10 protein-coding genes are annotated in these 25,693 nt (G+C 75.1%); 4 read left to right on the forward strand and 6 right to left on the reverse strand.

The window, feature by feature from the left end; all coding sequences use genetic code 11:
- Positions 1–141: 141 nt before the first annotated feature.
- The 4 genes from ACMCNN_RS16850 to ACMCNN_RS16865 form a co-directional block, all read right to left on the reverse strand.
- Entirely contained in the window at positions 142–342 is a 201-nt protein-coding gene (locus ACMCNN_RS16850; RefSeq protein ID WP_412741451.1) for an MbtH family protein, read from the reverse strand.
- The gene (locus tag ACMCNN_RS16855; protein ID WP_412747192.1) at positions 339–15,431 is read right to left on the reverse strand and encodes an amino acid adenylation domain-containing protein; all 15,093 of its coding nucleotides are present in this window, start codon (positions 15,429–15,431) and stop codon (positions 339–341) included. The genes ACMCNN_RS16850 and ACMCNN_RS16855 overlap by 4 nt, the downstream gene beginning before the upstream one ends.
- Positions 15,432–15,518: 87 nt before the next feature.
- A complete protein-coding gene (locus tag ACMCNN_RS16860) occupies positions 15,519–16,514 on the reverse strand; it encodes an iron-siderophore ABC transporter substrate-binding protein (protein WP_412741452.1) in 996 nt (331 codons plus the stop codon).
- Between the two features lie 59 nt (positions 16,515–16,573).
- A complete protein-coding gene (locus tag ACMCNN_RS16865) occupies positions 16,574–17,908 on the reverse strand; it encodes a lysine N(6)-hydroxylase/L-ornithine N(5)-oxygenase family protein (RefSeq protein WP_412741453.1) in 1,335 nt (444 codons plus the stop codon).
- Positions 17,909–18,075: 167 nt separating this feature from the next.
- Between ACMCNN_RS16865 and ACMCNN_RS16870 the strand changes: the two genes are divergently transcribed.
- Positions 18,076–19,023: a methionyl-tRNA formyltransferase gene (locus ACMCNN_RS16870; RefSeq protein WP_412747193.1), complete on the forward strand. Its 948-nt coding sequence runs from the start codon at positions 18,076–18,078 to the stop codon at positions 19,021–19,023.
- Between the two features lie 42 nt (positions 19,024–19,065).
- Here the strand turns inward: ACMCNN_RS16870 and ACMCNN_RS16875 are convergent, their stop codons facing one another.
- Both ACMCNN_RS16875 and ACMCNN_RS16880 read right to left on the reverse strand, forming a co-directional pair.
- Positions 19,066–20,811: an ABC transporter ATP-binding protein gene (locus ACMCNN_RS16875; RefSeq protein ID WP_412741454.1), complete on the reverse strand. Its 1,746-nt coding sequence runs from the start codon at positions 20,809–20,811 to the stop codon at positions 19,066–19,068.
- A gap of 19 nt (positions 20,812–20,830) precedes the next feature.
- On the reverse strand, positions 20,831–22,561 hold the full coding sequence (locus ACMCNN_RS16880; RefSeq protein WP_412741455.1) for an ABC transporter transmembrane domain-containing protein: 1,731 nt from the start codon (positions 22,559–22,561) through the stop codon (positions 20,831–20,833).
- Between the two features lie 149 nt (positions 22,562–22,710).
- Here ACMCNN_RS16880 and ACMCNN_RS16885 point away from each other — a divergent pair, with 149 nt between their 5' ends.
- The 3 genes from ACMCNN_RS16885 to ACMCNN_RS16895 all read left to right on the forward strand — a co-directional run bounded on the left by ACMCNN_RS16885 (position 22,711) and on the right by ACMCNN_RS16895 (position 25,644).
- Positions 22,711–23,652 (forward strand): FecCD family ABC transporter permease, encoded by a 942-nt coding sequence (locus tag ACMCNN_RS16885; RefSeq protein WP_412747194.1) that lies wholly within the window; start codon positions 22,711–22,713, stop codon positions 23,650–23,652.
- Positions 23,649–24,680 (forward strand): FecCD family ABC transporter permease, encoded by a 1,032-nt coding sequence (locus ACMCNN_RS16890; protein WP_412741456.1) that lies wholly within the window; start codon positions 23,649–23,651, stop codon positions 24,678–24,680. Before ACMCNN_RS16885 ends, ACMCNN_RS16890 begins: the two co-directional genes overlap by 4 nt.
- A gap of 136 nt (positions 24,681–24,816) precedes the next feature.
- Positions 24,817–25,644 (forward strand): ABC transporter ATP-binding protein, encoded by an 828-nt coding sequence (locus tag ACMCNN_RS16895; RefSeq protein ID WP_412747195.1) that lies wholly within the window; start codon positions 24,817–24,819, stop codon positions 25,642–25,644.
- Positions 25,645–25,693: the final 49 nt, after the last annotated feature.

Below are 25,693 nucleotides of genomic sequence, written 5' to 3' on the forward strand. Positions count from 1 at the left end.
TCAATCCGGTTACAAAGATGACAAACGATCGTACGAGCCACTTTGGCATCGATACCTCCCTATCCCGACAGAAGGAACGTACCGCATTTCGTCCTCTGAGGACGGTGCCGGGCGCCCGCGTCGACCGTGACGGCGGGGCGATCACCCGGCCCGCAGGGACAGGGGGCGCAGGTCGGTCCAGTGCGTCTCGACGAAGTCGAGGCACGCCTGGCGGCTGTCCGGGCCGGCGACCTGCCGCCAGCCGTCGGGCACCGGCGCGAACGCCGGCCACAGGCTGTGCTGCTGCTCGTCGTTGACGAGGACGAGGAACGAACCGTCGGCGGCGTCGAACGGGTTGCTCATGTGTGCTCCTTGAGGGTGGAGATCGGACGGTCGGGATGGGCGGTGAACGCCGCCACGGTCGCGCGCAGCTCGGCGGCCAGCCCCGCGACGGTGGGCCCGTCGAACACGTCGGTGGCGTAGCCGAGATAGCACTCGACAGCGCCGGCGCCGCGCGGTTCGTAGCAGCTCAGCACCAGGTCGGCGGGGGCCGCCCGGGTCGGTACGGCGTCGCAGCCGCCCCCGCCGGGCGTGGCCAGCTCCGCCTGCTCGTGGTGGACGACCAGGACGGACGGGTCCGCGCCGAGCGTCGCCGCCCGGACGGCGGCCCACGGCACGTCCTGGTGGTCGAGGGCGGACAGGGTGGCCGCGCGTACCCGGCCGAGCAGTTCGGCGGCGCTCGGGTCGTCCCCGGTGTCGGTGCGCAGCACCAGCGGGTGCGCGAAGCACCCGACCAGATCGGCCAGCGCGGCGTCGGTGCGGCCCGCCGTGAGGATGCCGATCGGCAGGTCGGCGCCCGCGCCCCGCGCCGTGAGCACGGCGGCCAGGGCGGCGTGCAGCACCATGAACATGCTGGTGCCGGTGGCCTCGGCGAGCGCGTCCACGGCCGCGTGTTCGGCGGCGTTCAGGGTCAGCTCCACCTCGCCGCCCCGGCCGGTGCGCCGCTCCGGCGCCGGCCGGTCCGTGGGCAGCCGCAGCGGCGGGGCGTCGCGGAGGTGGTCGCGCCACCAGGCGAGCTGGCGTGCGTACCGGCTCCGCGGGTCGGCCGGATCGCCGAGAAGGTCCCACCACCACCGGGTGGCGTCGGCGTAGGTCACCGGCAGCGGCGCCCAGTCCGGTGCCCGCCCGGCCCGGCGGGCCCCGTACGCCGCCGCGAGGTCGTCTGTCAACGGCAGCACCGACCACTCGTCGACCGCCTCGTACGCCATGGTCAGCAGCAGCGCCTGCGCCCCGTCGCGGGTCATCAGATACGCCCCTACCGGACCGTCGCCGTCGCGTGGCTGACCGGCGATGGTCTCGGCGGCCACGTCGAGGGTGATGCCGGTGACCGTGACCTCGCGCAGCGCGGGCGCGCCGACCAGCACCTGGCGGCCGTCCCGCAGGACAGTGCGCAGCGGCTCGTGCCGGGCGCACACGTCCGCCCACGCGGCGGCCAGCGCGGCCGGGTCGAAGCCGTCCGGCGCCCGCAGCAGCAGGGCGTGGTCCCACTGCCCCGCCGTCAGATGCACCTGCGCGGGCGCCACGGGGAGGTCGGCGGGCCGCGGGGCGTGGGCGGGTGCGGCCGTGGGCCGCCGCTCGCCCCTGTCGGCCCGGCAGGACACGGCCGACAGCCGCATCCGGACGGCCAGGCCGGCGACCGTGGGCGCGTCGAACACGTCGCGGAGGGACAGTTCCGCGCCCAGTTCGGCGCGGACCCGGCCGACCAGCAGCATGGCCAGCATCGAGTGGCCGCCGAGGGCGAAGAAGCTGTCCCGTACGCCGACGCGCGGCAGCCGCAGCAGGTCGGCCACGATGGCGGCGAGGGCCCGTTCCGTGTCGGTGGCCGGCTCGTCATCACCGGTCAGCGCGGTCCAGTCCGGTGCGGGCAGCGCCGCCCGGTTGAGCTTGCCGTTGCTGGTCAGCGGCAGCGGCCGGTCGAGCAGGACGACCATCGACGGCACCATGTACTCGGGCAGCCGGGTGGCCGCGAACGCCCGGACCAGCTCGGCGTCGGCGCCGGGGGTGGCCCTGGCGTAGCCGATCAGGCGGGTCAGCGGGCCGTCGCGGTCCACCACGGCGACGGCCTGCATGACGTCCGGGTGGGCGGTGAGCGCGGCGGCCACCTCGCCCGGTTCGATCCGGAAACCACGGATCTTCACCTGGTCGTCGAGGCGGCCGAGGAAGTCGATGGTTCCGTCGGCCCGCCGGCGGGCCCGGTCCCCGGTGCGGTACATCCGGGCGCCGGGCGGCCCGTACGGGTCGGCGACGAAACGGGCGGCGGTCAGATCGGGCCGGCCCAGGTAACCGCGGGCCAGGCCACGCCCGCCCACGTACAGCTCGCCGGGTACGCCGGGCGGGACCGGGCGCAGCGCGCCGTCCAGCACATAGCACCGGGTGTTCGGGTCGGGTACGCCGATCGGGACGGCCTGCGCCCAGCCGGGCACGGACTGCCACAGGGTGCTATTGACGGTGGCCTCGGTCAGGCCGTACGCGCCGAGCAGGTTGAGCCGCCGCGCCCACCGTCCGATCAGCTCCGGCGGCACGGTCTCCGTGCCGACCAGGACCGTCGCGCCCCCGGGCAGCTCGCAGCCGTCCGGCAGGGCGGCCAGCAGCGACGGCGGCAGGATCAGGTGGGTGACCGCGTGCGCGGCGACGAAGTCGGTCAGCGCGGGACCGGCGACCCGTGCCCGCTCGGGGCAGATCACCAGGGTGCCGCCCACACACAACGCCATCACCTGCTCGAACACGGCCACGTCGAAGCCGGGTGAGGCGAACTGGAGCACCCGCGAGTCGCGGGTCAGCCGCATCCTGTCGATCGCGGTCGCGGCCAGCGAAGCGATGCCCTCGTGCGGCACGCACACCCCCTTGGGGCGGCCGGTCGACCCGGAGGTGTAGATGACGTACGCGGCGGCGTGCAGCGGGATCGGCGCCCGGCCCAGCGCACCCGGGTCGGCGGCGGCGAGCGTGCCCGGCTCGTCCAGCACCAGCCGGGGCAGATCGCCGGGAATCCGGCTCGACAGCTCAGACGTGGTCACCACCACCGCCGCGCGGGAGTCGGCCAGCTGGTAGGCCAGCCGGTCGGCCGGATGCGCCGGCTCCAGCGGCAGGTACGCCGCCCCGAGCTTGAGCACCGCCAGCACGGCGGCCGGGAACTCCCGGCTCCGGGGCAGCCCGAGCGCGACCACGGACTCCGCGCCGACCCCGGCGGCGGCCAGCAGCCGGGCCAGCCGGTTGGAGTACCCGTCGAGCTGCGCGTACGTCCACTCGCCGTCGGTGTCGACCACCGCGACCGCGTCGGGGCGCTCGTCGACCGCGCGGGCGAACAGCTCCGGCCAGGTCAGCTCCGCGACGTCGCGGGCCGTGTCGTTCCAGTCGTGCAGCACCCGTGCCCGCTCGCCGGGCAGCAGGATGTCGACCGCGCTGACCGGGACCGCCGGGTCCGCGGCGACCGCGTCCAGCAGCCGGGTGAGGCGTTGCCCGATGGTGGCCGCGGTGGCCGGGTCGAACAGGTCCGTGGCGTACTCGATCCGGCACACCAGCCGGCCCGTGTCGGTGTGGTCGGCGAAACTGAACACCAGGTCGAACTTCGCAGACCGGTGTTCCACCGGCTCCCACTCGCCGGTCAGGTCGCCGAGGGTGACCGTGTCCGCGCCGCTGCGGGCGTGGTAGCCGACCATCACCTGGAACAGCGGGTTGCGGGCCAGCGAGCGGGGCGGGTTGAGGTGCTCCACGACCGCCTCGAACGGCACGTCGGCGTGGGCGAACGCGGCCAGGTCGGTCCGGCGTACCCGCTCGACCAGCGCGGCGAACGTGGGGTCGCCGGACAGGTCGGTTCGCAGCACCAGGGTGTTGACGAAGAAGCCGACGAGGTCGTCGAGGGCTTCGTCGGTACGGCCCGCGATCGGGGCGCCGATCGGCAGGTCGCAGCCCGCGCCCAGCCGGTGCAGCAGGGCGGCGACGCCCGCGTGCAGCACCATGAACATGCTGGCCCCGGTCGCGCGGCTCAGCGCGCGCAGCGCGTCCGCGGCCGGGATGTCCAGTTCCAGCTCGCGCCCGGCGAAGGTGGGCGCGGTGGGGCGGGGCCGGTCGGTGGGCAGCTCCAGCTCGGGCGGGGCACCGTCCAGTGTGCGGGCCCAGTGGTCGAGCTGCCGGGCGGCCGGGCTGGCCGGGTCGGCCGGATCGCCGAGCAGGTCCCGCTGCCACAGCGTGTAGTCGGCGTACTGGACGGTCAGGGGGCCGAACCGGGGCGCCGTCCCGGCGCGCCGGGCCGCGTACGCGGTGGCCAGGTCGGCCAGGAACGGCCGGTCGGACCACTCGTCGGTGGCGATGTGGTGCAGCAGCAGCACCAGCAGGCACCCGCCGCCGGTCAGCGGGTGCACGCCGGCCCGCAGCGGCGCCTCGACCGCCAGGTCGAACGGCCGGTGCACGGCGGCGTGCACGGCGGCCGCCGCTGCCCTCTCGTCGGCCGGTTCCGCCACCTCGACCGGCACCGCCGCCACCGGCAGCACGAGCTGGTGCGGGGCGCCCCCGTCGACGCCGAAGACGGTACGCAGCGACTCGTGCCGCCCGGCCACGTCGGTCAGCGCCGCGGACAGGGCCGCCACGTCCGGCACCGCGGACAGGCGCAGCACGAGCGGGAAGTTATACGCGGCCGAGCCCGCGTCGAGCTGCTGGGTCAGCCACAGGCGCTGCTGCGCCGCGGACAGCCCGATCCGCTCCGGGCGGGGCCGGGCCAGCAGTGCCGGGCGGGCCGCCGCGTCGCGACCGGCGTCGGCGCGGACCGCCAGCGCGGCGGGGCTGGGCGCGTCGAACAGGTCCCGCACCGACAGGTGGGTGCCGAGCGCGGTGCGTGCCCGGCTGACCAGGCGGGTGGCCAGCAGGCTGTGCCCGCCGAGGTGGAAGAAGTGGTCGTCGGCGGCGATGTCGGGCACCCCGAGCAGGTCGCCGAACAGGTCACAGAGGACCTTCTCGGTGGCCGTGGCGGCGGGCCGCCCGCCGCGCCGCTCGGTGGCCGGTTTCGGCAGGGCGGCCACGTCGAGCTTGCCGTTCACGGTCAGCGGCAGCGCGCCGACCGGCACGAACACCGCCGGGACCATGTATTCGGGCAGGGTCCGGCCCAGATGGGTACGCAGGATGTCGGCGAGGTCGGTCGTCGCGTCCCCGGCCACCGCAACGACGTACGCGATGAGCCGGGCCGCCGGGCCCGAGGTGTCCGCGATCACCGCCGCGTGGGCGATCGCCGGGTGGCTCTGCACCGCCGAGGTGATCTCCCCCAGCTCGACCCGGTACCCGCGGATCTTCACCTGGTCGTCGGTGCGCCCGAGGAAGTCGATGTTCCCGTCGGTGGCGCGGCGCACCAGGTCACCGGTGCGGTACATCCGCGTGCCGGGCGCACCGTACGGGTCGGCGACGAACCGGGCCGCGGTCAGGGCCGCCCGGTGGTGGTAGCCGCGGGCCAGCCCGACACCGGCGATGTACAGCTCGCCCGGCGCGCCCGGCGGCACCGGGCGCAGGTGACCGTCCAGGATGTACGCGCGGGTGTTCCGGATGGCCCGGCCCACCGTCGGGGTGGCCGAGTCGGCCGTGGACCCGCCGAGCGTGTTGATCGTGTACTCGGTGGGGCCGTACAGGTTGTAGCCGTACGTGCCGTCGGTGTCGCGCAGCGCCGACCAGACCGCGTCGGAGACGGCCTCGCCGCCCAGCAGCACCAGCGCGGGCCGGTGCCGCCCCGGCCCGTCCGCCAGCAGCCCCTGCTCGATGAGCAGCTGACAGTACGTGGGGGTCACGTTGACCACGTCGATCTCGTGGGCGTCGCAGTAGGCGACCAGCGCCTCGGCGTCGCGGCGCAGCACCTCGTCGCAGACGTGCACCTCGTGGCCCTCCACGAGCCACAGCAGTTCCTCCCACGACATGTCGAACGCGAACGACACGGTGTGCGCGATCCGCAGCCGCCGCCCGCCCGCGGCGGCGATCGCCGGGGCGAAGATGTTCTCCTGGTGGTTGAGCTGCATGTTGGTCAGACCCCGGTACGGCGTCACCACCCCCTTGGGGCGGCCGGTCGACCCGGACGTGTAGATCACGTACGCGCTGTGTTCCAGGCGGCCGGGGCGGCCCCGGCCGAACAGCGGCACCTCGGCGTCGGTCACCGGCGCGGGTGAGGTGTCCGCCAGCTCCGCCAGCACCGCGGGATCGTCGAGCACCAGCGGCGCGGCCACGTCACCCAGCCGCGCCAGCACGTCCAGGGTCGTCACCACGCACACCGGGTCGGTGTCGGCCAGCATCCAGCGCAGCCGCTGCGTCGGATGGTCCAGGTCCAGCGGCAGGTACGCGGCCCCGGTGCGCAGCACCGCGAACAGCGCCACCACCATGTCGATCGACCGGGGCAGGGCCAGCGCGATCACCCGTTCCGGGCCGGCGCCGCGGGCGATCAGCAGGCGGGCCAGGCGGTTGATCCGGGCGTCCAGGCCGGCGTAGCTGAGCCGCTGCGCGCCGAACACGAGCGCCACGTCGTCGGGGGTGGCGGCGCACTGGGCGGCGAGGAGTTCCGCGACCGTATCGCCGATCATCGGGCGCCCGGTCGCCGACCACTCCGCGGCCAGCAACTCCCGGTCGGCGGTGGACAGCGTGTCGAGCGCGCCCACGACCGGGTCCCCGGCGCAGAAGCGGTCCAGCACGGCCAGGTACCGGTCGGCCAGCGCCGCCGCCTCCGGCGCGGGAAGGATCCCGGCCTGGTGCAGCAACAGCAGCCGCAGCGACGCACCGGGGGTCACCACGACGGTCAACGGGAAGTGGGTGGCGTCCCGGCTGGTGATCCCCGTGATGCCGTGCCGCTGCCGGAGGTTCGCCAGGCCGTCGGCGTCGGCGAAGTTCTGGAACACGTACAGGGTGTCGAACAGCGGACCGCCGGTGCCCTGGATCGCCGACAGGCTGACATGTTCGTACGGCATCAGGTCGGTGCGCTCGTCGTGCACCCGGCGCAGCAGGGCACCGAGCGTCTCGGCCGGGTCCACGGACACCCGCTGCGGCACCGTGTTGAGGAACATGCCGACCGTGTCGGCCGCGCCGGGCAGGTCGGCGGGGCGGCCCGAGACGGTGGCGCCGTACACCACGTCGGTGCGGCCGGTCAGGCCGCCGAGCACCAGCGCCCACGCGGTCGACAGCACGGTGTTGAGGGTGACGCCGCGGGCGCGGGCGGTGGCGCGCAAGCGTTCGCTGCGTTCGGCGCCCAGCTCGGTGACGTGCCGCGACGGCAACGCCCCGGTTGTCGCGCCGGACGCGGCGAGCAGGGTGGGCGCGTCCAGACCCGACAGGGCGGAACGCCACGCGGCCAGCCCCTCGTCGGGGTCCTGCCGGCGCAGCCACGCCAGGTGCTCCCGGTACGACGGGGCGGCCGGTAGCTCGTCGCCCGCGTACAGGGCGAGCAGTTCGGTCAGGACGGTGCCCTGCGACCAGCCGTCCCACGCGACCAGGTGGTGCGACAGGACGAGCCGGTCGGTGTCGCCGCAGCGCAGCAGGGTGAGCCGCAGCAGCGGCGCGGCGCTCAGGTCGAACCGCGCGGCCCGGTCGGCGTCGATCTCCGCCGCGACGCGGGCCTGCTGTTCGGCGGCGGGCAGCTCGCTCAGGTCGTGCACGGTCAGTGGCGCCGGGACGTTCTCCGCCACGTACTGGACCGGGCTGGTCAGCCCGTCGGCGACGATGCCGGTGCGCAGCGCCGGGTGGCGGCGCAGCAGCTCGTCCGCGGCGGCACGCAGCCGGTCGGAGTCCAGCGGCGCGGCGAAGGTGTACACGTCCCGGGCGGTGTACACGTCCGCGGCGGCGGCGTCGAAGGTGGCGTGGAAGTGGATGCCCTCCTGCAGCGGCGACAGCGGCCACACCTCGGCGACCGGGCCACCCGCCGCGGCGTGAATCACCGCCATCTCGGCGTCGGACAGTTCGATGAGTACGTCGTCGCCCGGTCCGCGCGCGAGGGCGGCGGCCGCCGGCTCCGCCAGTTCGGCCCGCCAACCGTCGGCCAGGGCGCGCGCGGCTTCGTCGGTGAGCCCGGCGACGTTCCTCGGCCAGGTCCAGGTCGCCTCGAAGCGGGGGCCGTCCGGGCCGTCGTGGCACACCACGTCGACCTGCACCACGTACGGCAGGGCCAGTCCGGGGTCGTAGCCGGGTGCGGCGTACTCCGGCGCGGGCTGCCAGTCACCGGTGCCCGCGGGCATCCGGCCGTAGTAGTTGAACAGCACCTGCGCGCCCGGCCGGGCGGCCAGCAGCGGCGCGGTCTGCGGGTTGAGGTGGCGCAGCATGCCGTACCCGGCGCCGTCGGCGGCCAGCAACTCCCGGACCTGCGCCGGATCGGCACCGGCCGGTAGCCGGACCGGGTGCACCGTGGTGAACCATCCGACGGTGCGGGACAGGTCGGCGTCGAGGTCGGTACGGCCGTGGCGTTCCACGTCGACCAGCAGGTCGCCGGGCGACCCGCGCCACACCCCGACCGCCCGGGCCAGGGCGGTCAGCAGCCGTCCGGTGACGTCGGCGGTCAGCAGCGGGCGGGACTCGGCCACCTCCAATGTCACGGTGTGCCGTCCCGCGTCCCCGACCGTGCCGGTGCGCGCGGCACCCGGGACCAGCTCCGCTCCGGGGGCGAGCGTGTGCACCCAGTGTTCCAGCTCGGCGAGCCTGGTCCGGTTGACCGCTTCGGCCGCGACCAGCCGACCGTAGGCCCGCAGCGACGTGCCCACGGGCGCCAGCCGCGCGGGTCGTCCCGCCGCCACCTCCGTGTACGCGGCGGCCAGGTCGGCCAGCAGGATGCGCCACGACACCCCGTCGACCGCGAGGTGGTGCACGGCGAGGAACAGCCGTCCCGGCGCGTGCGCGCCCGCGTCGAAGTGGACCGCCTGCACCATGACGCCGGCGTCGGGGTCGAGCCGGCCCACGGCCGCGTCGGTGTGCCCGGCCAGGTCGTCGAGGCCGGTGACGGGGGTGAGCAGCCGCGCGGCGACGACCGCGCCGACCGGCTGCACGTCCAGCGACCACAGCAGACCGGCGACGCGGGTCAGGCTCAGGCGCAGCGCGTCGTGCCGGTCGATCACCACCTGCAGCGCGGCCGCGATCGTGACCGGGTCGGCCCCGGCCGGGGTCTGCACCAGCGCCGACAGGTGGAATCGGTTGATCGGGCCGCCGTCGGCCCGCAACTGGTGGACGATCGGCAGCGCCACCACGTCCCCGGCATCGGCCGCGCCGTGGATGCCGTCCGGCGCGGCGGCCACCGGTCCGGCGTCCGCGAGCCCGGCGGCGATCGCCGACGGGGTGCGCCGCGCGAACACGTCCCGTGGTCCCACCACGAGGCCGCGGGACCGGGCCCGGGTCGCCACCGTGATGGACAGGATGCTGTCCCCGCCGAGCGTGAAGAAGTCGTCGTCCGGGCCGACCCGGGCCAGACCCAGCACCTCGGCGAACGCCTCCGCCAGCACCCGCACCGGGTGCGGCATCGCCGCCGCGCCGGACATCCCGGCGGCACCGGGTTCGTCCACGCTGGAGGCGGGCGCCGGGTGGGGCAGGGCGGTCCGGTCGAGTTTGCCGCCGGGGGTGCGGGGCAGCGCGTCCAGCAGGACCACGACGGCGGGCACCTGGGCCGCGGGCAGCGCCGCGGCCAGGTCGGCGCGTAGCCGTGCCGCGTCGAGGCCGGCGCCGGCGGCGTACCCGACCAGTCGCAGTACGCCGCGGCTGTCCGGACGGGCCAGCACGTCCGCGTCGGCGACGCCGGGCAGGGCCCGCAGCGCGGCCGCCGACTCCCCCGGCTCGACCCGTACCCCGCGGATCTTCACCTGGTCGTCGGTGCGGCCCCGGAACCGCAGCACCCCGGCCGAGTCGTAGCTGACCAGATCCCCGGTGCGGTACATCCGGGCGCCCGGCGTGAACGGGTCCGCCACGAACCGGGCCGCGGTCAACGCCGCCCGCCGGTGGTAGCCCAGCGCCAGTTGGGCGCCCGACACGTACAGCTCGCCGGGCACCCCGGCCGGTACCGGGCGCAGCCACGGGTCGAGCACGTACGCCCGCACCCCGGCGACCGGCCGCCCGATGGGCACGCCGGTCCCGTCGCCCTCGCCGGTGCGCCAGTCGGTGACCTGGATCGCGGCCTCGGTCGGGCCGTACACGTTGGACAGGGGCACGCCGGTGCGGTGCCGCCAGGCCGCCGCGGTGGACGGGTCGAGGTTCTCCCCGCCGGAGAACGCGCGGCGCAGGCCGGCCGCCCACGCGCCGTCGGCCAGGTCCGGCTGGGCCAGCAGCGCGGCGTACATCGACGGCACCAGGTCGAGGGTGGTGACCCGCTGCCGTGCGACGAGCCGGGCCAGGTACAGCGGGTCGCGCTGGCCCCCCGGTTCGGCGACGACGACCGTGCCGCCGCAGGTCAGCGGAGCGAAGATCTCCTGTACGGACGGGTCGAAGCTGGTCGAGTACTGGTGCAGGAACCGTTCTCCGGTGTCCAGGTCGTACCGCTGGTGCAGCCAGGACAGTTGGGCGACCACTGCGGCGTGCGGGACCAGCACGCCCTTGGGCGCGCCCGTGGACCCCGAGGTGTAGATGAGGTACGCGGGCGCCCCCGCCGGCACCGTCACGGCGGGCGGCTCGCCGACCGGGGGCCGTCCGGCGACGGGCACCCGTACCGGGCCGGCGGGCAGGTCGGCGTCGTCACGGGCGACCACGGCCCGGGCGCCGGAGTCCCCGAGCAGGTACGCGACCCGGTCCGCCGGGTGGTCCGGGTCGACCGGCAGGTAGGCGGCACCGGCCAGCAGGATGCCGTACAGGCCGACGATCTGGTCGGCGCCGCGGGGCAGCGACACGGCGACGACGTCGCCCGCGACGATCCCGGCGGCGTGCAGCCGGGCGGCCAGGTCCCCGGCGCGGCGGTGCAGCTCGCCGTACGTCAGCTCGTGGTCGCCGTCGACGACCGCGACCGCGTCCGGGCGGTCCTGCACCTGCGCGGCGATCCATCCGTGCAGGGTGGGCGGGGCGCCGGGGACCGCCGGTCCGCCGTCGAGCGGCCGGGTGTCGGCCAGCGCGAGCCGGCACATCGGGGTGCCGGGCGCGGCGGCGAGGGTGGCGGCGACCCGCCGGACGGCGGCCAGCAGGCGGCCGGCGGCGCCGTCGGGCAGCCGGGTCGGGTCGTACTCGCAGCGCAGCCGCAGCCGCTCGCCCGGAGTGACGGTGAGTTCCAGCGGGTGGTGCAGACTCTCCACGGTGCTCGTGCCGGTGACCCGCACGGCGCCGTCGACGCTGGTCAGGGCACGCGCGCCGGGGTAGTTCTCCACCACGACCAGCACGCCGGACAGCGCCGGCAGCCCGGTGATGCGCAACGCGTCGGCGAGGCCGAAGTGCTGGTGGTCCAGCAGGCCGGCCTGCCGCCGCTGGTGCGCGGCGAGGGTGTCGGCGAGACCGTCCATCGGGGACCAGCGGACCCGCACGGGCAGCGTGTTGACGAAGAGGCCGACCATGTCGGCGACTCCGGGCAGGTCGGCGGGGCGGCCGGACACCGTGCTGTGCACGACGACGTCGGCGCGGCCGGTCTCCTGGCCGAGGGCGAAGCCGACGGCCGCGTGCAGCACGGTGCCGAGGGTGACGCCGTGCGTGCGGGCGGCGGCCAGCAGGGCGGCGGTGGCCTCCGCGTCCCACTCGTCGACCACGACTGCCGCGTCCGCGGCGGGGGCCGTCGGGTCGGCCAGCAGGGTGGGTTCGGTGAGCCCGGCCAGTTCGGTGCGCCAGGCCGCCTCGGCGGCGGCGTGGTCGCGTCCGGCCAGCCACCGCGCGGCGGCAGCGGCGGGCGCGGCGGGCGGCAGCGGTTGCCCCGAGTACGCCCGCAGGATGTCGGCCAGCAGGATCGGCTCGGACCAGCCGTCCGCGACGGCGTGGTGCACGACCAGCCCGAGGACGCCACCGGACGCGGTGGGTGCGTACACGGCGCGCAGCAGCGGCGCGACGCTCAGGTCGAACCCTGTCGCGCGGTCGGCGGCGAGTTCCGCGGAGATGTCGGCACCCGCGGGCAGTTCGCGCCACGGCACCGTCACGGTGTCGGCGACGACCTGCAGCAGCCGCGTCCCGTCGAGCAGGTGCAACCGCGTACGCAGGGCGGGGTGCCGGGCCACGACGGCCTCGACGGCCCGGCGCAGCGTGGCCGGGTCGACCGGTCCGGCCAGGTCGATGCGCTGGGTGACCGCGTACTCGTCGGTGTCGCCGGACGCGCGGGCGAAGAACATGCCGGCCTGCAGCGGCGACGCCGGCAGGATCTCGACGCCGCGCAGCGCGTCGACCTGGTCCCGGGTGAGCGGCACGAGGGGGAAGTCGGAGGGGGTGCGTCCGCCGAAGCCGGGCTCGGCGGCCGCGGCGGCGATCGCGGCCAGCGCCGCCACCCAGCGGCGCGCCAGGTCGGCGACGTCCGCGTCGGCGAGCACCCGGCCGGGCCAGGTGAAGGTCGCGGACAGCCGGGGACCGTCCGCCTCGTCGCGGACGGCGGCGTCGATCTCCAGCTGGTGGGTGATCGGCTGACCCGGATCGCGGTCCTCCGCGATCGGGTCGCCGTCGGCGACCGCCCAGTCGGCGTCGCTGCCCGCGAACCGGCCCAGGTAGTTGAAGAGGATGCGCGGCGTGGGCGCGTCGGTGAGCGCGCCGACGCGGGCCTGGTACCGGAGCATGCCGTACCCGATGCCGTGGTCCGGGGCCGCGCGCAGTTGTTCCTTCACCGCCTTGACCGCGGCGGACAGATCGTCGGCCGGGCCGGGGTCGAGCCGGACCGGGAACAGGGTGGTGAACCAGCCGACCGTACGGGACAGGTCGGCGCCGCCGAACTCCTCCCGCCCGTGGCCTTCGAGTTCGATGAGGACGTCGGTGCCGGTGTGGCCGGTGTGGCCGGTGCGCTCGGCGCGCCACCGCCCGACGGCGAGCGCGAGCGCGGTGAGCAGGATGTCGTTGACGCCGCCCGCGAACGCGGCGGGCAGCTCACCGAGCAGCGGCGCGGTCAGCCCGTCGGGCAGGGTGACGGTGTGCCGGCGCGCGGTGTCCGCGGTGTCCGCGGGCCCGGGTTCGGCGGCCCCGAGCCCGGCGTCCCCGCCGGCCAGCACGCCCCGCCAGTACGCCAGCTCACCGGTACGCGCGGACGCGGCCTCCCGCTGGATCCGCGCCCACCGCCCGAAACCGGTCGGTACGGGCGCCAGCGCGATCCGCCGGCCGGCGGCCAGGTCGGCCCATCCGGCAGCGAGGTCGTCCGCGAGGATCCGCCAGGTGACCCCGTCGGCGACGCTGTGGTGCAGGACGAGCAGCAGCCGCCCGCCCGTTTCGGCACCCGGTGCGGCTGTCAGGTGAACCACCTGGAGCATCACCCCGCCGGCCGGGTCGAGCCGCTGGACCGCTTCCCGGGTCAGCGCACCGACCGACGCGCCGACCGGAGCCGCGCGCACGAGATCCGCGGCGGCCACCGTGCCCGGTTCGGGGACGTCGAAGCCGCCGTCGGCGCGCAGCCGCGCCCGCAGCAGGTCGTGGTGGTCCACGATGGCCCGGACGAGCCGGACGGCATCCGCGGTGGTCAGCGCGGCCGGGGTACGCAGGACGGTGGCCTGGTAGAACCGCCGGGTCGGTGCAAGGTCGCGCAGCCAGGCGAGGATCGGCGTGGCCGGGACGCGGCCCGTGAACGGGTCGTGCCGGGCCACGCCGCTGTTCCGGGTGTCGGCGACGGCGGCCAGCGCGGCGACGGTCTGCAGTTCGAAGACCTCGCGTGGGGTGAGGTGCAGCCCGGCGCGCCGGGCGCCGGAGACGAGGCTGATGGCGACGATGCTGTCGCCGCCGAGCGCGAAGAAGCTGTCGTGGACGCCGACCCCGGGCAGGTGCAGCACCTCGGCGAACAGGGCGGCGAGGGTGGCCTCGGTGGGGGTGCCGGCGCGGGTGTCGCTGACGGCGGCGCCCCAGTCCGGCTCGGGCAGCGCCCCCGTGTCGGTCTTTCCGCTGGCGTTGGTGGGCAGCGGCCCGTCGAGCACGACCACGGCCGACGGCACCAGGTACTCCGGCAGCTTCGCCGCCACGAAGGCCCGGATGTCCGCCGCGGCCCCGGCGTGGCCGCCGGTCCGCGCGGACACGTACGCGACGAGCCGCTGGGCGCCGCGCTGGTCCCGGCGGGCCAGCACCGCGGCTCCGGCGACGGCCGGGTGTTCCAGGAGGACGCTGGACACCTCACCCGGTTCGATGCGGTACCCGCGGATCTTGATCTGGGAGTCGGCGCGCCCGAGGAAGTCGATCGTCCCGTCGGGATTCCACCGGGCCCGGTCCCCGGTGCGGTACATCCGGCCGCCCATGGTGTACGGGTCGGCGACGAACCGGGTCGCCGTGAGGGCGGGCTGGTGGAGATAGCCGCGGGCGAGGCCGCGCCCGGCCACGTACAGCTCCCCCTCGGCGTCGCCGGTCACCGGGCGCAGCGCGTCGTCGAGCACGTAGCAGCGGGTGTTCGGGTCCGGTTCACCGATCGGCGGCGGCCCGTCCCAGCCGGGGGTCGCGAGCCACAGTGTCGAGTTCACCGTGGCCTCGGTGAGCCCGTACGCGACGACGATGCGCAGGCGGGCACCCCACCGGGCGAGCAGTGACGCGGGCACGGTCTCGGTGCCGACGACGAGCACCATCCCGGGCGGCAGGGTGCACGTCGCGGGCAGCGCGGCCACCAGGGCGGGCGGCAGGATCGCGTGGGTGACCCGGTGGGCGCACAGGTAGGAGGTGAGGTCCTCGCCCGCTACCCGCCGCAGGGTGGGCACGACGACCAGGGTGCCGCCGACGCACAGCACCATCACCATGTCCCAGACGGCCACGTCGAACCCGACGGAGGCGAACTGGGCCACTCGGGACTGCGGGGTCACCCCGATCCGCCGGGTCGCGGTGACGATGAGCGACCCGATGCCGTCGTGGGTGACGACGACGCCCTTGGGCCGCCCGGTGGACCCGGACGTGTAGATCACGTACGCGGCGTCGTCCAGGGCGACGGCCACGCCGACCGGTGTGTCCGGCAGCCCGGCCGCGTCGGCGAGGGTCACCGCGCCGACGCCGTCGGGCAGCCCGGCGTCGACCGTGGTGACGACGAGCCGGGTGTGCGAGTCGGCGAGGACGTAGCCGACCCGGTCGGCGGGCTGGTCGAGGTCCACCGGCAGGTAGGCGGCGCCCGCCTTGAGCACGCCGAGGATCGCGGCGATCAGGTCGACGCCGCGGGGCAGGGCGACCCCGACGACGTCGCCGGCGCGCACGCCGCGTTCGCCGAGCAGGCGGGCGAGCCGGTTGGCGGAGGCATCCAGTTCGGCGTACGTCAGCGCGTCGTCCTCGCACACCACCGCGACCGCTCCGGGCTGCCGGGCGGCCACCGCCTCGAAGGCGGCGGGCCAGGTCAGCTCCGGGCAGTCCACGGGAGGCCGGATGCCGTGCGACGACGGCTGCGGATGGGCTTGCGCGTACGGCATCTCGGTGTCTCCCCCAGGGGTGCTGCGGTGGTTCTACTGGCCGAGCTGCGGCTGGATCCGGTCCAGCGCGTACGGGATGCTCAGCACGGTGTTGAAGGACATCGCGGTGGCGACCGGCGGGTTCTCGTAGTCCAGGTACAGGTCCCGGTGTTCCCTGGCGACCCCGAGCTGCTGGTACGTGGTGTTCGCCGCGAGTTGCTCCCTGGTGCCGTCGCCGGTGACGAACCAGATGAGCCGGTCGCCCTCCAGCACGTCGAACCGCTCGTAGCCGATGTCGGCGACGTTCTGGCTGCCGACGGCCCGGCTGTAGGCGGGCGAGGCGGTGAAGCCCAGCTCCTTCATGAAGATCATCTTCGGGTCGTTCGGATGGAACGCCGAGAACTTGCCGGCCTCGTAGATCTCCGCGATCGCCACGGTCCTCCCGGCCCATCCCGGGTGCGCGGTGCGGGCCGCAGCGAACTTGGTGTCGACGTCCGCGATGAGCTGGTCCATTTTGGCCGACTGGCCGAGCGCCCGGCCGATGACGCGGCTCATGTCGCGCCAGGGCGCCTGGTAGTCGGCGAAGCCGACCGGCTGGGCGACCACCGGCGCGATCCTGCTGAGCGTGTCGTACTGCTCCTTCTTCATGCCCGAGTACTGGGCGATGATCACGTCCGGCCTGGCGGCGGCGACCTTCTCCAGGTTGTACTCGTCGCGCAGCCCGACGATCGCCGGGGCGGTGCCGCCCCACGCGGGTTGCGCCCACGGCCACTTGCCGTACGGCTTCTCCTCGAACCAGTCCACGACCCCGACCGGCTTGACGCCCAACGCGAGCACGGCGTCGGCGTCGCTGAGCCCGAGGGTGACCACGCGCCGGGGCGCCGCCGTGATCTCGGTGGTGCCGTACTTGTGGGTGAGCCGGACCGGGAACGCCGCCCCGGCGGAGGCGCCGGTGGTGGGCTCGGCATCCGTGCCGCAGGCGGCCAGCGCGAGGCTCGCCGCGAGGGCGGTCACGGCCGCACCAAGGCGGGTGCGGAGGCGAGGGGACATGGGTTTCCTTCCAGGGGGAAGCGCGGGCGCTGCGGCCCGGACAAGGGACGGGGCGGACGTCAGGCGACCGCGAGGGCCGGGGCCGCGCGGTGCGCCACGAGGGAGCCGAGCATCTCGCCGACCCGCACCGCGGTGTTGGACAGCAGCGGCGAGGTGATCCCGTGCGTGTGTTCGGTGCCGCCCTGCAGGTAGATGCCGCAGCGCAGCTCGGGGACGGTCACGGCGCGGTAGTCGCGGCCGACGCGGGGACGGCCGCGCTCGTCCCGCAGGCACAGGTCGGCGACCGGCCCGAGCAGGGCGAACGGATCGGCGTTGTCGTATCCGGTCGCGCAGATCAGCGCGTCGGCGGTCAGGGTGCTCTGCCGGCCGGTGACCAGGGACTCGACGGCGACGTCGACGCCGCTGCCGGTCTCGGTGACGCCGCGCATCCGGGTGACGTTGAGCAGCCGCAGCCGCCGCTGCCCGAGCACCTTCTCCTGGTACTCCCGCCGGTACAGCTCGTCGATGAGGGCGATGTCCACGACGGAGTAGTTGGTGTTGCCGTGCACGTCCATGAGCCGCTGCTTGGTGTGCTCCGGCGCGGTGTAGTAGTCGTCCACGGCCGCCGGGTCGAAGATCCGGTTGGCGAAGGCGCTGTCGTCGGCGGGCGAATATCCGTACCGGGAGAAGACCGCGCAGACCTCGGCGGTGGGGAACTCCCGGTGCAGGTACGCGGCGGCCTCGGCGGCGGACTGCCCCGCGCCCACGACGACGAACCGGCGCGGCGCGCCGCCGCGCAGTCCGTCCACGCCGCGCAGCCCGTCGACCCTGTGCAGCAGGTCGCTGCTGTGCCAGACCCGGTCGGTGCGCTCGACGCCGCCGGGCATGCGCGGCCGCAGACCGGTGCCGACGACGAGGTTGCGGGCGCGGTGGGTGACCAGGTCGCCGCCGCTGCGGGAGACCACCTCCAGCGTGTCCACCTCGCCGTCCACGGGTACGGGCCGCACGGAGACAACCTCGGTGTCGTAGCTGACCTGGTCGGCGACGCGGGCGGCGGCCCAGGTGAAGTAGTCGTGGAACTCGACGCGCAGCGGGAACAGCGTCTTGTGGTTGATGAAGTCGACCAGGCGCCCCTGTTCGTGCAGGTAGCGCACGAAGGTGAAGTCGCTGCTCGGGTTGCGCAGCGTCACGAGGTCCTTGAGGAAGGACACCTGCATGGTGGCGTCGTCGATCAGCATGCCGCGGTGCCAACCGAACCCGGCCTGCCGTTCCAGGAACCGGGCGTGGACTCCCGCGTCCTGGTCGGCGCCGCCGTTGTGTTCCGCCACGGCGATCGCCAGGGCCAGATTGGACGGGCCGAAGCCCACGCCCAGAAGGTCGAACACGGGACTTCCGCTGGGAAGAGGCTGAGACATGTCCGTCCCCTCGCGCGACTCGCGGCCACGGTGCACCGCCTAACGAAGGGTAGCCTAACCTAACTAAGATCGTCCGCCGAAGGAGGGTGGCCCGGAACTTAGGTTCCCCTTCTTTAAGCTGAGGCTAACCTTATTACCGCCCGTCGGGCACACCCTGGAGGTTGACATTGCGCGTCGTCATGTTCGGCTATCAGACGTGGGGGCACCGCACGCTCCAGGCACTGCTCGACTCCGAGCACGAGGTCGTCGGCGTCGTGACCCATCCCGTCGGCGAGGGGGCGTACGAGCGGATCTGGTCCGACTCGGTCGCCGAACTCGCCGAGGCACACGGCGTACCGGTCACCGTGCGCGAGCGCCCCGATGACGACGAGCTGTACCAGCAGCTCGTGGCACTGGCGCCGGACGTCATCGTGGCCACCAACTGGCGCACGTGGATTCCCCCGCGGATCTTCACCCTGCCCCGGCTGGGCACGCTCAACGTGCACGACTCGCTGCTGCCCGCGTACGCCGGGTTCGCCCCGCTGATCTGGGCGCTGATCAACAACGAGCCCGAGGTCGGCGTGACCGCGCACATGATGGACGCGACCCTCGACGCGGGCCCGATCGTGCTCCAGCGCAGCGTCGACGTCGGGCCGCGGGACACCACCGCGGACCTGTTCCGGAAGACCCTCGCGCTGTTCGGGCCGATCACGGTCGACGGGCTCGCCGAGATCGCCAGCGGGCGCACCGACTTCACCCCGCAGGACCGCAGCCGGGCCAGCTTCTTCCACAAGCGGTCCGAGGAGGACATCCGCATCGACTGGACCTGGTCGGCCGAGGAACTCGACCGGCTCGTCCGGGCCCAGTGCGCGCCCTACCCGCAGGCCTTCTGCTACCACCGGGGCCGCCGCATCGAGATCGTGTCCGCCGAGGTGTCCGCCCACGTGTACGGCGGCACCCCCGGCCGGATCTTCTACCGCGAGGGCGACGGCGTCGCGATCGTGGCCGGCGCCGACGCCCGCCGGGGCCGCAACAGGGGCCTGCTGCTCACCCGCGTCCGCACCGAGGACGGCGAGGAACTGTCGGCGGTCAAGTACTTCACCAGCATGGGCGGTTACCTGACCAGCCGGCCCTGACCCCGCGCACCCGGGCGCGCGCCGTGTTCGGCGCGGGCCCGGTCAGCGGTGGGCCGACCAGGCGCTCCACAGTGCGGCGTACGGTCCCCCGGCGCCGAGCAGGGCGCCGTGCGTGCCGGACTCGACGATCCGCCCGTCCGCCATCACCACCACCCGGTCCGCCTCGGCGGCCTGGGTGAGCCGGTGCGCGACCACGATGGCGGTCCGGCCCGACAGCGCCCGGTTCGCCGCCTCCTCCAGGGCACGCGCCCCGGCGCTGCCGGCATCCGCGGTGGCCTCGTCCAGGATCACCACCGGCGGGTCGGCCAGCACCAGGCGGGCCAGGGCGAGGTGCTGCGCCTGCTCCCCGGTGAGCCGGTGCCCGCCCTCGCCGACCACCGTCGCCAGGGCGTCGGGCAACGCCCGTACCCAATCCCGCGCACCGACCCGGTCCAGCGCCGCCCACAGCTCGGGGTCCGCCGCGCCGGGCCGGGCCAGGCGCAGGTCGTCGGCCAGGGTGCCGGCGAAGACGTGCACGTCCTGGGTGATGATGACCACCCGGCGCCGCAGCTCGGCCGGGGCCAGCGCGGCGAGGTCGTGGCCGCCCAGGGCGATCCGGCCCCCCTGTGGACGGTGGGTGCCCGCCACCAGCGACGCCAGCGTGGTCTTGCCCGCCCCGCTGGCTCCCACCAGGGCCAGCCGCTCCCCCGTCCAGACGTCGAGGTCGACGCCGTGCAGCACGTCCTCGCCCGGCCGGTAGGCGTGCCGCACCCCGGAGACGGCGATCGCGGGGCGCCCCGGCTCGGGCGGCGTCACCGGCCCGGCGGAGGGCGCCGGCAGGTCGGCGATGCCGACCAGGCGGGCCAGGCCGGCCCGGGCCACCTGCACCTCGTCCGCCAGCCCCAGCGCGGCGTTGATCGGATTGAACAGGTTGTGCAGGTACAGCGCGGCGGCGGTCGCCGTACCGACGGTGACCGTCCCGGAGCCGACCAGCAGGTAGCCGACGGTCAGCACGCCGCCCAGGGCGACGAACTCGGCCAGGTTGAGCCGGCTGAAGAAGCGGCTGAGCAGGCCGACACCGCGCAGCGACAGGTCCACGGCGGCCACCGACCGGGTGGCGATCAGGTCGCAGTGCCGCCCGGCCAGCCCGAAGGCCAGCACGGTGTCGACACCGGCGTACGAGTCGAGGAGCTGCTGCTGCTGCGCGGCGACCGCCACGCGGCTCTCGGCGTACACCGGCCCGGCCGTCCGCGTGTACCAGCGGACCGTGGCCGCCTGCAACGGCACCGCCACCAGCGCCGCCAGCAGGAAACGCCAGTCCAGCAGGGCGAGCGCGACCAGGGTCAGCCCGATGCTCAGGGCGGAGCGGACGAGGGTGGGCAGCGCGTACCGGACGGCCTCCGCCACCGCCGTGACGTCCCGCGTGACCCGGGCGGTGAGGTCGCCGGCGCCGGCCGACTCGATCCGGTCCAGGGGCAGGTGCAGCGCGCGTTCCACGAACCGTTCCCGCAGGTCGGCGAGCATGCGTTCGCCCACCTCCGCGATCCGGGCGGTGCCGATCGCCGTACCGATGCCGTGCACCGCGGCGGCGAGCGCGAGCAGCGCCGCCGGGCGGGCCAGGCCGGTGCCGCCGGCCCGCACGTCGTCCACGATCCGCCCGAGCAGGTCGACACCCGCGAGCCCGATCACGGTGGCGACGGCCAGGGCCAGGCCCGCGACGGCGGCCATCCGACGGTACGGGCGCAGCAGCGCCCGGGCGGCCCGCCGGGTGTGCGCGGAGTCGGCGATCGGCAACAGCAGAGGGGTCACGAGGGTCCTCGGCAGACGGTCAGCGGGTGGCGGCACGGTAGCCGGGATCGGCGGCGGCCAGGTCGCGGTGCGCTCCGGTGCCCGCGACGGCGCCACCGCGCAGGTGGATCACCCGGTCGGCGGTGTCGAGCAGCGCGGGGCTCGTAGTGATGAGCAGGGTGGTGCGGCCACGGCGGGCCCGGCGCAGCCCGGCCGCGATGGCGGTCTCGGTGACCGCGTCGACGGCCGTGGTCGGGTCGTGCAGCACGAGGACGGGTGGGTCGGCCGCGATCGCGCGGGCCAGGGCCACCCGCTGCCGCTGCCCGCCGGAGAGGCTGCCGCCGTGGGGGGTGACGACCGTGTCCGCGCCGTCGGCGAGGCCGTCGATCCGCGCCGCCGTGAGCGCGACGGCCACCATCCCTGTCCCGCTCGCGGCGTTTCCTGCCACCGTCCCCGTCTCTTTGGCGGCGACGGTCATGGCGGACGTCGTTGTCCGGCTCGCGGCGACGTTGCCGGCGACGGTGCCCGCGAACAGGTCGGCGTGGTGGTCCGCGACGAGCAGGACCCGGCGGGCGGTCCGGGCGTCGAGGTCGGTGAGCGGGACGCCGTCGACCGTGATGGCGCCGCGGTCGGGCAGCGCGCGCCGCCGCAGGCAGTCGAGCAGGTCGGCCGCCTCGGCCGGGGTGGTGACGACGCCGACGAACTCACCGGCCCCGACGGTGAAATCCACGTCCACCAGGTTCCGGTAGGTCACGGCGTGCACCCGCAACGCCCCGCGCACCGCGGCGACGGCCAGTGTTCCACTGTGGATCGCGGGCGGGCTGGCCAGCAGGTCGGCGATCCGGGCGGCGCCGGCCCGGCCGGTGGCGAGCTGCCCGTTCACCCAGGAGAACTGCGACAGCGGCCAGACGAGGAACTGGGCGAGGCCGACCGCGGCGACGAGGTCGCCGATGCTGATCCGGCCGGTGGCCGCCAGGTGCCCGCCGAGCGCCGCGACCACGGCCAGCAGCACACCGGTCATCACGATCATGCTGCCGTCCAGGGCGGACTGCGCCGCGGCGACACGGATCGCCGCGTCGCGCGACCGTTGGCTGGTCGCCCGGTACCGAAGCGCTGCGGCCCGCTCGGCGCCGATGCCCTTGAGCGTACGGATGCCGGCCACCAGATCCGTGGCGAGCCCCGACGCGGCGGCGGCCTGTCCCTGCCCCGCTTCGGCGCGGCGGGCGAGCGGCCTGCCGCTCACGTGCGACACCCGGAGCAGCACCGGCACCGCGACCAGCACCACCGCACCGAGCACCACCGAGTACGACAGCAGTGCGGCACCGCCGGCCAGCAGCCCGACCACGGCGGCCACGGCCCGCGGCCAGGCGAGGTTGGTGTCGCCGACGAGTTGCGCGTCGTCGGTGGACAGGTTGACCAGTTCGCCGGTGAGCCGCCCGGTCCGCGCGCCCCGATCGTCGAACAGCCGGCCGACGATGCGCATCCGCAGGTGGTGGGCGCTGCGGAACGCGGCCCGCTCGCCGAGCCGCAGCCCGTACTTGAAGCTCAGCGACAGGGCGGCGAACGCCGCGGCCAACAGGACCAGGCCGCCGAGGAGTGTGGCCGGGCCACCGCGGCCGGTCATGGCCCGGTCGATGATCCACCCGATGAGGACCGGCACCGCGGCCTCACCGATCTGGTGCCCGGCGGCCAGGACCGCGGCGGCGGCGACCAGCCGGCGCTGTCCGCCGACGGCGTCGCGGAGGACCTCGCGGGCGGTGGGCGCTCGCACGTGGGGTTCACCTGCCTCGTTGATAGGTAAGGCTAGCCTAACGGTACGATGCCGGAGGTGTGACCACGGGTCCGGTCACCGTCGAAGGAGCGCGCGTGTCCCCACCCCCGCACCGCCACCCCGGCCGGTGGCTGCTGCTCGCCGCGTTCGTGCTGCTCCTGTGCGTCGGCCTGAGCCTCGCGCTGGGCGCCCGCCCGGTGCCGCCGCACGAGATCTGGGCGGCGCTGACCGGTGCGGACACCCCGGCCGCGTCGATCATCACCGAGCTGCGGCTGCCCCGTACCGTGCTGGGTCTGGTCGTCGGGGTTGCGCTCGGTCTGTCCGGGACGGTCATGCAGGCGCTGACCCGCAACCCGCTCGCCGATCCCGGGCTGCTCGGGGTGACGATGGGCGCGTCGACGGCGGTCGTCGTCGCGATCGCCTTCGGCGGCGTCGGCGCCCTCACCGGCTACGTCTGGTTCGCGCTCGCCGGGGCCGGCGCCGCCGCCGTCCTCGTGTACCTCGTCGCCGGGCGCAGCGGCGCGGGCGACCGGATGGTGCTGGCGGGGGCCGCGGTCAGTGCCGTGCTGGTCGCGGTCACCTCCGCGATCCTGCTGCAACGGCCCGCCGCGTTCCGCGACTTCCGGTTCTGGGACGTCGGCTCGCTCGCCGGGCGGCCCCTGACGGTCGCCGCCCAGATCGGCGGCCCGGTGGCGGTGGGTACGGTCGTCGCCCTGCTGCTCGCCCGCCCGCTCAACGCGCTCGCGCTCGGCGAGGACTCCGCCCGGGCGCTCGGCGTCAACCTCACCACCACCCGGGCGTTGGGCGCGGTGGCCGTCACCGCGCTGTGCGGCGCCGCCACCGCGGCGGCCGGGCCGATCGGCTTCCTCGGCTTGGTCACCGCGCACAGCGCCCGCCTGCTGGTCGGCCCCGACCTGCGCTGGGCGCTGCCGCTGGCCGCCCTGATCACGCCGGCCCTGCTGCTGGCCGCCGACATCGTCGGACGCCTGGTGATCGCGCCGCAGGAGCTGTCCGTCGGGGTGGTCACCGCGGTCATCGGGGCCCCCGTCTTCGTGGGGCTGTGCCGGCGGCGCCGGCTGGTCGCGCTGTGACCGTCACCGGTCGGCCGTGGACGGTCGGGCCGTTATCCGTACGCCTGCACCTGCGCCCCGCGCTGGTCGCGGCCGCCTTGGCCGCCGCGCTCGCCGCGGTCGGGACCGTCACGCTGATGACCGGCGACTTCCCGCTCACCGGCCGCGACGTCTGGGCGGCGCTGCGGGGCGCCGGTGACGGCGGGAGCGAGTTCGTCGTCCTGACGTTGCGGCTGCCGCGGCTGCTGACCGGTGTCCTGGTCGGCGCCGCGCTCGGGGTCAGCGGCGCGCTGGTGCAGGGCATGGCGCGTAATCCGCTGGCCAGTCCCGACATCATCGGCTTCACCAGTGGCGCGGCCACCGGCGCGATCGTCGCGTTCGTCCTCGGCGCCGACCGCATCGTGATCGTCGGCGCCGGTGCCCTGGCCGGCGGCTGCGTCACCGCCCTCGCCGTGTACGCGATGGCCTACCGGCACGGCCACACCGGTGCCCGGCTCATCCTGGTCGGCATCGGCGTCACCGCCGCCCTGACCTCGATCAACACGTTCCTGATCAGCAAGGCACCGCTGCACGATGCGATCGCCGCCCAGTCCTGGCTGGTCGGCGGCCTGAACAACCGCGGCTGGGAACACGTACGCCCGGTCGGGCTGGCGCTGGCCGTTCTCGTACCGCTCGGGCTCGCCGTCGGACGGCGGCTCACGGTGCTGGAATTCGGGGACGCCGCCGCCGGGGCCCTCGGGGTGCCCGGCGAGCGCAGCCGGCGGATCCTGCTGGCGATCGCGGTCGCCCTGGCGGCCGTGGCCACTGCCTCCGCCGGACCCGTGGCGTTCGTGGCGCTCGCCGCCCCGCAGGTCGCCCGCCGTCTGGCCGGGCAGTCCCGGCCGGCGCTGCTCACGGCCGGGCTGACCGGCGCGCTGCTGCTGGCGGCGAGCGACCTGCTGACCCAGCGGTTGTTCGCGCCGACCCCGCTGCCGGTGGGCATCGTCACCGCCGGGCTCGGCGGCCTGTATCTGATCTGGTTGCTCGCCGCCGGCCGGCCACGGGCCTGACCACCTTCGAACCGTGACTTCCTTCGGACCTCGCCTTCCTCCGGACCTCGCCTTACTTCGGACCTCGCCTTACTTCGGACCTCGCCTTCCTCCGGGCCTTGACTACCTTCGGACCTTGACTACCTTCGGAGCGCAGATGACCGCCACCGAGACCCGCACCGCCGCAGAGGCGCCGCGGCTGTCCGCCCAGGGCCTGACGCTGGGGTATCCGGGACGGCCGGTGGCGACGGATCTGTCCCTCGACATTCCCGACGACGGCTTCACGGTGATCGTCGGCCCGAACGCCTGCGGTAAGTCCACTCTGCTCAAGGCGCTCGCGCGGATCCTGGCGCCCGGCGCCGGGCAGGTCGTGCTGGACGGCCGGACCATCGCCGGGTACCGGTCGAAGGAGATCGCCCGGAAGCTGGGGCTGCTCGCCCAATCCGCGACCGCGCCGGCCGGCATCACCGTGGCCGACCTGGTCGCCCGCGGCCGGTACCCGCACCAGTCACTGCTGCGGCAGTGGAGCAGCGACGACGCGGCCGCGGTACGCGACGCGATGGACCGTACCGGCGTCGCCGCGCTTGCGGACCGTTACGTCGACGAGCTGTCCGGCGGGCAGCGGCAGCGGGTCTGGCTGGCGATGGTGCTGGCGCAGCAGACGACCATCCTGCTGCTCGACGAGCCGACAACCTTCCTGGACATCGGTCACCAGTTCGAGCTGCTCGAACTGTGCGCGGAGTTGCATCGGCAGGGCCGCACCCTGGTGGCCGTGCTGCACGACCTCAACCAGGCCTGCCGGTACGCGACACACCTCGTCGCGCTGTCCCCCGGCGGCACACTGGCGGCGAGCGGGCCGCCGCAGGAGATCGTCACCGCCGAACTGGTCGAGGAGCTGTTCGGCCTGCCGTGCCGGGTGATACCCGACCCCGAGACCGGCACGCCGATGATCGTCCCGCGCCGCCGCCCCGCGCCTGCCCCATGAGGCCGCAGCCTCGGCCTGTCCCGTGGGGCCGCAGCCTCGGCCTGTCCCG

Source organism: Krasilnikovia sp. MM14-A1004 (genome assembly GCF_047159485.1).
Lineage (GTDB): Bacteria > Actinomycetota > Actinomycetes > Mycobacteriales > Micromonosporaceae > Actinoplanes.